This is a genomic window from Arcticibacterium sp. (assembly GCF_055134445.1).
The window spans coordinates 1-8105 of sequence record NZ_JBSRVI010000129.1 but is presented as its reverse complement, the minus strand read 5'-3'; the positions used below and the strand labels follow the sequence as shown (position 1 = coordinate 8105).

At 37.0% G+C, this 8105-nt stretch carries 5 protein-coding genes and 1 pseudogene; 4 read left to right on the top strand and 2 right to left on the bottom strand.

The window, feature by feature from the left end; translation table 11 throughout:
- The 3 genes and pseudogenes from ACTBZY_RS16640 to ACTBZY_RS16630 all read left to right on the top strand — a co-directional run.
- Positions 1-389: pseudogene (locus ACTBZY_RS16640) on the top strand (thioredoxin domain-containing protein); the annotation flags it as partial.
- A gap of 403 nt (positions 390-792) precedes the next feature.
- Complete coding sequence (locus ACTBZY_RS16635; protein ID WP_463047475.1) at positions 793-1782, top strand: hypothetical protein; 990 nt, start codon at positions 793-795, stop codon at positions 1780-1782.
- A gap of 1 nt (position 1783) precedes the next feature.
- Positions 1784-2365, top strand: coding sequence for a hypothetical protein (locus tag ACTBZY_RS16630; protein ID WP_463047474.1), 582 nt, complete (start codon positions 1784-1786; stop codon positions 2363-2365).
- A 61-nt stretch (positions 2366-2426) separates the two neighbouring features.
- Here the strand turns inward: ACTBZY_RS16630 and ACTBZY_RS16625 are convergent, their stop codons facing one another.
- Positions 2427-3968, bottom strand: a complete 1542-nt coding sequence (locus ACTBZY_RS16625; protein WP_463047473.1) for a YifB family Mg chelatase-like AAA ATPase — start codon at positions 3966-3968, stop codon at positions 2427-2429.
- A 12-nt stretch (positions 3969-3980) separates the two neighbouring features.
- Complete coding sequence (locus ACTBZY_RS16620; RefSeq protein WP_463047472.1) at positions 3981-5453, bottom strand: M28 family peptidase; 1473 nt, start codon at positions 5451-5453, stop codon at positions 3981-3983.
- A gap of 311 nt (positions 5454-5764) precedes the next feature.
- Here ACTBZY_RS16620 and ACTBZY_RS16615 point away from each other — a divergent pair, with 311 nt between their 5' ends.
- Positions 5765-7465: a DUF6089 family protein gene (locus ACTBZY_RS16615; protein ID WP_463047471.1), complete on the top strand. Its 1701-nt coding sequence runs from the start codon at positions 5765-5767 to the stop codon at positions 7463-7465.
- Positions 7466-8105 lie beyond the last annotated feature (640 nt).

Sequence of the window (8105 nt, the reverse complement as noted above, 5' to 3'; positions counted from 1 at the left end):
ATTCCGAAATGGCCAAAAACCTGTACACCTTAGGTCAATACCTTTACGACGATACCTACATCCAAAGAGCCAAAAATATGCTGGGCAACATAGATACCGATGCTCTTAAGAATGGTCCATACTATGCAAACTGGAACATTCTAAGAACTTACTTCAGTAAAGAGCCTTATGAAGTGGCTATTGTAGGAAAAGACAGTGATAAGTTTAGAAAGGAAATGGATGCCCATTATTTGCCCAACGTCTTTATTTCTGGTGGCACAGAAGAAGGAAACCTAGCACTATTAAAAGGCAAATTGGTCAAAGAGAAAACCACTATTTATGTTTGTCAAAACAAGGTTTGTCAATATCCTGTGAATACGGTGAAGGAGGCTTTGGAGTTGATTAAATAGAATTACTAGCCCGCCCAATTCTCCCTATCCAAACTTCTATATTGAATAGCTTCGGCTTGAACCTGCAGAATTTATATATCTATAATCCATTTATTTATATATTCAAAAGAGTTATTCATTCAAACGACAGCACATAACAGTCTTATAAAAAGAGGCTTAAATAAAGCGGCCGTAAAATAACTTTTCTTGCTTTTCTCTCTCCCCCCCCCCTTAAATTCGTTTTAGGTCTGATGAATTGATCAACAAAAGACTAACAAAATCCGGCAATGATTATTACCACATAAAGAGCTCAAGGACTAATCAAATGTAAACGGAGAAAAGGTTTTCAGTCCACACTGAAAAGGGGAAACCCGCAGAACGCCCTCATATAATGGTGAAGCACAAACTTTTAAAATTTAAAACAATGAAAAATCGTTCATTTTATCTTTTCTTAATCATATTTAGTAGTCTTTATTCCTGCTCAAAACAAGAATTGGAAAAAAGCGTTTTACCTTCAGAAGTATCAAAAGAAACAAAAGAAGAGAATTTCAGGGAGAGTAGGTTTGCAATTTCAAACCAAATAATGGAATTTAAAGATTCGCTGGAATATCTTTCACTTAAACAGAAATTAATTTCTTTCGAGGTACAAAATGAGTTTAAAAGCGGAATTAAAAGTAAAAAATTTGAAAGCCTTGCGGATTATTATTCTAACCTTGACGATTCATTCTATGAGAATCTTATTAGTACCAAAGGTTACCAAAATGATGATAATTATGAATTAATAACATATATTGGGGAACCAACGATTGAATATACTGTTCCTGAATATGAGATACAATTGATTCTAAATAAACAAAGGCAACTAATTATTGGCAAGGAATTATACACTTTTTTTTACGACTATGTGAATATTTTGAATCTTGAAAATGGGAGTGAATACAAGAAAAGTTTGAATCGAGTAGGAATAAGTAATCCTGGGTTAAAAGTTTCTGCAACAGGTCAGGAGTATGCCGTGAGTGGTACTTATTCATATGGAGGGAAGGATTACAGATATATATTACATTCTGAGTCTGTAGGGTTCAACAGCAATCACTTTTATAAGGCAAAAATCAAAACAAAACATCAAAAGAAGTTTCTTGGGACGTTTTTCAATTCTCAATGCACTCAGATTTTAATGAATGGAAATGCTGAATCTGGCGTTTATTTACCCCCATACGGTAATCAGATTTGTGGACAATACTGGACTTATAGAACCTATGGTGGGTATTGTACAAGTTGTTCAAATACAACAACTGATATTAAAGACTGGTCTTATGATCACCCTTGCTTTCAAAATATAAATGCAGAAGTAACATTTATTTGTAAGGATGGGCTAGGTAGGGTTTTATCTTTAAATCACTCTTCACCTTGGTAGAATGCGTAATTTTTTAAATGTTTTAGCCATTATCATATTTTGTTCATCTAATCTTAAGGCTCAAAATATTGTTGAACTTGGAGTCTATTCAGTTTTCGATGATTGGGAATTTGAAGGAGTTAAGACAAAGAGATATGGTTATACCGATCCTTATTTAAATATTGCTATTACACATTATTTTCTTCGTGAAAATAAGTCCTTCAAAGTTTATGGTGGCATAAGAGGATCTCAATATTTTAGAAGAGCAGGTTTATATAGGACAAAATCTCTTATCATGTCATTTGAAAATGGTGTTTCATATAACCTTCATTTTCCTCGTCGAATTAATTTTTTACCTTTTATTGGTTATGTTGTTCAGATTCCACCGTATGGAAATGACGATTTAATGGAGTTTAGAAACTTTCGAACATTTCTGATTAATGGAGGGCTTCTAGTAAATGATGTATATAATAAAAGAATAGGAATTAAGGCTTCGATAGATTTAAAACCTTTTGCTACAATTGTAAGTGAAGATTTACCTATTGATAATCTGAACAGGAAATTTAGAGTAATGCTAAACGCTACTGTCAAAATAGGTAGGTGAGTAGTTCTTGGCATGATCATCTTTTCGAAATTGATCATGCCAAATTATTAAATTCAGATCATCAACCCGCCCAGTTCTCCCTATCCAAACTTCTGTATTGAATAGCTTCGGCTAGTTGCTCGTTTCTGATGTTTTCAGAACCTGCCAAATCGGCAATGGTTCGGCTTACTTTTAGTATTCTGTCGTAGGCTCTCGCACTTAAGCCTAGTCTTTCCATGGCTCTTTTTAGAAGCGTTTTTCCAGCTTCATCTATTTGACAGAGCTCTTTCACCATTTCTGCTGGCATCATGGCATTTGAATGTATGTCTGGATAATCCTTAAATCTTTCAATCTGTATTTCTCTGGCTTTTACTACACGTTCTCTTATTTCGGCCGAGGTTTCATTTTTTCTGGTTGAAGATATTTGGTCAAAACTTACAGGTGTCACTTCCACATGTAGGTCAATTCTGTCTAGTAATGGCCCCGAAACCCTATTCAAGTATTTTTCTACAGCTCCTGGAGGGCAAGTGCAGTCTTTATCTGGGTGGTTATAATAACCGCATGGACATGGGTTCATACTGGCAATCAGCATAAAGCTAGAAGGGAACTCTACAGATAGTCTGGTTCTAGAAATACTTACCTTCCTTTCTTCTAGCGGCTGACGCATCACTTCCAGAACTGTTCTTTTAAACTCTGGTAATTCATCCAGAAATAATACCCCGTTATGAGCCAAAGAAATTTCTCCTGGTTGCGGGAAACTTCCACCGCCTACCAGTGCGGCGTCTGAAATAGTATGATGTGGATTCCTGAAAGGTCGTTTTGAAATAAGTGTCGCTTTTCCGCCAAGTTTTCCAGCCACCGAATGAATCTTGGTAGTTTCTAAAGCCTCTGGTAATGTAAGCGGAGGCAAGATTGATGGTAACCTTTTGGCCAACATCGTTTTTCCCGCTCCAGGAGGACCAATCATGATGGCGTTGTGCCCACCTGCAGCGGCGATCTCCAAAGCCCTTTTGATGTTTTCTTGTCCTTGAACATGAGAAAAGTCGGCCTCGTAATCATTGACCGTATGGTAGAAAATATCTCTGGTGTCTGTTACCAAAGGCTGTATTTCTAACTCGCCTTTTAAATAACGAACGGCTTCGTCCAGCGTCTCTACACCGATAACATCTAATTTGTTGACAATAGACGCCTCTTCCGCGTTTTCTTTGGGCAATATAAAACCTTTTTTGCCTTGAGCTCTAGCTTCAATAGCAATAGGAAGCACCCCTCTTATAGGTCTCAATGTGCCATCCAGTGAAAGTTCTCCGAGTATGACATAGTCAGATATTTCTTTGGCGTAAGTAACACCACAAGAAATATTGATTAGGCATAGTGCTATGGGTAAATCATAGGAAGAACCCTCTTTTCGGATATCCGCAGGGGCTAAATTGATGACTGTCTTTTTTCTGTCTTGCGTGTAACCTTCGTTTTTTAGTGCAGCATCTATTCTTTGAAGGCTTTCTTTTACGGCATTATCTGGCAGACCGACCACGCTGGTACCTGCACCTTTTATAATACTAATTTCTACCGTGATTAAAGTGGCACTTACGCCATAAACGGCCGCACCGAAAGTTGTTGCCAGCATATGTGGTTTATTTTATTTTTCCCAAAGCCACTCTTTACCTAAGATCAATTCATTCTTAAGGTTTTGACTTACAAGATAATCGCGAGTTTCTTCACTCGATTTTCTTTTAGGAAGTGTATCAGAATTTGCCAGAGCATAAAGCATCATGGCGGTGTATTTTACATTATTTTCTAAATGCTTTTTATCCACTAAGCTAAAGTTGTCGCAGTCGGCATGGTAACAGTTAAGAGCACTTTTTGATAATTTTCCCATTGGAGAGCAAACAGGAATACCATTTAGCATAAAGGTTTGATGGTCGCTATGCAATCCTGCAGAGCTTGCATTTTTATTTTCATAATTTTTATCAATAGCTTTAATCTCAGAGCCGATTTCCTGGAAATACTTATGAAGTTTATCGTCTCCAAAAGCATTGAATCCGTGAGGATTGTTCAGCATGTCTAGGTTCATCATCAACGCGATGTCTTTTACGCTACCGTCTGCTTTAGCTTTGTCAATATAACTTTTAGACCCTAATAAGCCTTGTTCCTCACCCATAAAGAGTACAAATTCTATAGGTCTTTTAGTTTTAAGATTTAACGTTTTAAAAACTCTTGCAATATCTATGACAGAGTATGCACCTATACCATTATCAATAGCTCCTTGAGCTAAGTCCCAAGAATCTAAATGTGCACCAATAACAATTTTTTGATTATCATATTTGCTTTGACCCTTATGCTCCGCAATGACATTTCTTGCCCTAACGGGTTTGTTGAAATTCAGCATTTCTATTTGAGCCAATAAATCATTTTCATCGCTTTGCCATGCTCTTATCGCCTTACCACTTTCAAAAGAAATACAGATGGCTGGGATGGCAATTAAAGAGCCCGTTACCGAAGCCGTGCCGGTTAAGAGAACTTCACCAGGGACAGAATTGGCAATCATAACTGCTGCAGCTCCATATTTAATAGCCAATGCGGTTTTTTCGGAGCGATGCAGATTTTTCTTTCCCTTGTTTTCTTCAGACTGAATATTGATGTTAAAAAGAGCCACTTTTCCAGATAGCTCATCTTTTAGCTTTTCAAAATCAGATTCTAAACCGTCGTTGCAGTCAATGATAGCAGCTGAAACATTGGCAGAAATAGGAGAGTGAGCTAAAGCCACCACTTTGACCTCTTTAAAGTTGTCGCTGTTAGAGGGTACTATAGATAGCGATACTTTATTTCTGGACCAAGATTCTACTTCAAAAGGAGCATATTGGGCATTTTGGTATCCAAAATCTTTGAAAGTCTTTAGTGCAAATTCTTCTGCCTTTTTTCCGTTTTCAGAACCCGTTAAACGATGTGTACTGATTTTGATGGCTTCCTGAAGTTTTTCGTAGGCCTTACTGTTTTTGGATACATCTTGTGCTATATCCGTAAATATAGATGCTCTTTTCTTATCCAAATTAGAGAAGGATGAGAAAAGAACGCAAAAAGCAACCAGGGATGTTAAAATGTTTTTCTTCATAGAAATTATACCCGAATTAAGTTTTTTATTGAGTAAAAACCTATTCTAAGTCCTAATAAAGGTCAATAGCTGTCACTTAGTTTGATTTTATCTTTATTATTATAGATTAAAAACCATTAGATTTGATTTTTTCATTTTTTTTTGTGAAACTTGGTGGGCAGACACTCTTAGTATATCTATCCCCATAAAATTTTTTTGTTTTAAAATTAATTTCGTTGAAATTAGTTTTTTCGCCTTAACTTTAACTTTTATAAGTTTAATTTTGGCATTTGTAATCCGTTATTAGAAATTTATACTATTAAAAAGAACACATGAAAAAAGGTATATTAGCTTTTATCGCTGTTTTAACTTTAGCAAGCTATTCTTTAAAAGCACAAGATACTTGTAAAGTTTGTAAGCCGTATCCTTGGGAAATTGGAGTTCCCTTAGGTATAACGCAATACTTCGGCGATGTACACTGTAGCATGCCCTATGCAGCAGGAAATAGAATTGTCTCAGGACTTTTCGCAAGAAGACATTTGAGTGATTACTTCGCAGTACGTCCTCAAATTCTTGTAGGGGGTCTTGCAGGAAATGATTTTTCTCAACCTGATGGATATTGGGACTACAGAGGGTTAAAATTTAAAACTCCTTTAGTAGAGGCATCCATATTAGGTGAAATATATCCTTTTAAAGAGAGAAGTATTACTTGTGAAGGAATCACAAGAAAAACACTTGCTCCTTACCTATTCGGTGGAATTGGTATGACTTATACAAAACCAACGGTTACTGTTCAGTCAGGAACTACTTTTCCTCCTTTGCCTCGTGATATCGCTGCGGATGCTGCTAGCTTAAAGAAGTTTGCTGCCGTTATTCCTTTTGGTTTAGGTGTTAAATGGAATGTGGCAGAACGTTTTGCTGTGGGTGCAGAAGGTGGTTACAGATATTCTTTTTCAGATTACCTAGATGGTATCAGTATGGCAGCAAATGACCAACGTAATGATGGTTATTTCATAGGATTACTTACTGGTTCATATAGATTCGGAGATAAAGATAGTGATAAGGACGGGACTGTAGACAAATGCGATATTTGTCCTGATATTCCAGGCTTACGTAAATTTCAAGGTTGCCCTGATACAGATGGTGACGGTGTTCCAGACAATATTGATGCGTGTCCTACTATTGCAGGTCCGGCCTCTTTACAGGGTTGTCCAGATACAGATGGAGATGGTATTGCAGATAAAGATGATGAGTGCCCAACTTTATATGGCTTAGCAGCTTTGAATGGCTGTCCAGACAGAGATGGAGATGGCGTTGCAGATAAAGATGATGAGTGTCCAGACTTAGCTGGTGTGATTGAATTGAGAGGTTGCCCAGATACAGATGGAGACGGCATTGCAGATAAAGATGACGATTGTCCAAACTCTCCAGGTCCTGCGGCTACTAATGGCTGTCCAGATTCTGACGGAGATGGAGTAGCAGATAGCGAAGATGATTGTATAAATGTAGCTGGTGATGCAGATGGCTGTCCAGATTCTGACGGAGATGGTGTTCCTGATAACAAAGACCTTTGTCCTGATGTTCCTGGTCTTATTTCAAACCAAGGTTGTCCAGAAGGTTACGTTAACGGAGTAGCTCCTGCTTTAGGATATAGAACAGCTAGCGGTTGTGAAATTACAGCTTCTGAACTTGATGAGTTAAATTATGCTGCACAGCAAATTGAATTCTATAGTGGAACAAATAAATTACGCCCATCATCTTATAAGTCTCTTCAAAGAGTTTGTGATTTGTTGGCAAGATGTTCTGACGCTGCGATACATATCAATGCATATAATGATGGAGCTTCTAGTGCTACTAATATTAGATTAGCTAAACTTAGAGCATGTGCTATATATACATATTTCCTTCAAAAGAAATGTTTAACTAAATCAAGAGTGTCTTATGACGGATTTGGTGATGAAGATACAGCAAGTTATTATACCAATGCGGAAGGTAAAAGAACAGGTACAAGAATTGAGTTCTTGTTAAAGTAAACTAAGCTTTAAAGGTTCTTTATGAAATCCAGTTGATGAAAGTCAACTGGATTTTTTGCGTTTTTAGGAATTGGACTGAATTAGGGCGAAATGAATTTGATTAAGGCATCTTTATTTAAAGTATAAATGAGCCCTACACCTTGGCGTAATTGGGCGTAGGATGTTCATCTGTGTGTTCCTTGTCTATGGCTTGTTAGCGTGGGTTTAATGAGGTAGGTTTTGTTTTCCGCATGGCGTGGGGGATTGTTCTATTTGTTTGGCAGGTGTATTATCAAGAATGGCTTTGTTGTGGGACTATTTCCTAGCGGTGTTTAGTTTATTAAGATATTGATTAATGCATTTTGAGCTTAGCACAAAATGCCCTTGGTTCATTAGAGAACAAGGTTCTGGTTTAATATGACGAGGATTCTCAGAAGGAATTAAAGCGAGAGAAAACTTTATATGGCTGTTAAGTTGCTGATTTTGTGAAGGGTATATTTCTTTATGTTTTATTCTTTAATTATTTCGATTTTATTCTTGCGAGTCCGGAAAATATAGTTGTATCTTTGCAATCCCAAAACGGAGAATCGTTACGGGTTTAGTTCTAAGCGAAGATGGTGATTGAGGGAGGGAAAAAGAAAAGTAAAAAAAATATCAAATT

What these genes read in the sequence shown, in the direction of transcription:
- ACTBZY_RS16635 (WP_463047475.1), top strand. Translation starts at nt 793, where the DNA reads ATGAAAAATCGTTCATTTTATCTTTTCTTAATCATATTTAGTAGTCTT.
- ACTBZY_RS16630 (WP_463047474.1), top strand. Translation starts at nt 1,784, where the DNA reads ATGCGTAATTTTTTAAATGTTTTAGCCATTATCATATTTTGTTCATCT.
- ACTBZY_RS16625 (WP_463047473.1), bottom strand. Translation starts at nt 3,968, where the DNA reads ATGCTGGCAACAACTTTCGGTGCGGCCGTTTATGGCGTAAGTGCCACT.
- ACTBZY_RS16620 (WP_463047472.1), bottom strand. Translation starts at nt 5,453, where the DNA reads ATGAAGAAAAACATTTTAACATCCCTGGTTGCTTTTTGCGTTCTTTTC.
- ACTBZY_RS16615 (WP_463047471.1), top strand. Translation starts at nt 5,765, where the DNA reads ATGAAAAAAGGTATATTAGCTTTTATCGCTGTTTTAACTTTAGCAAGC.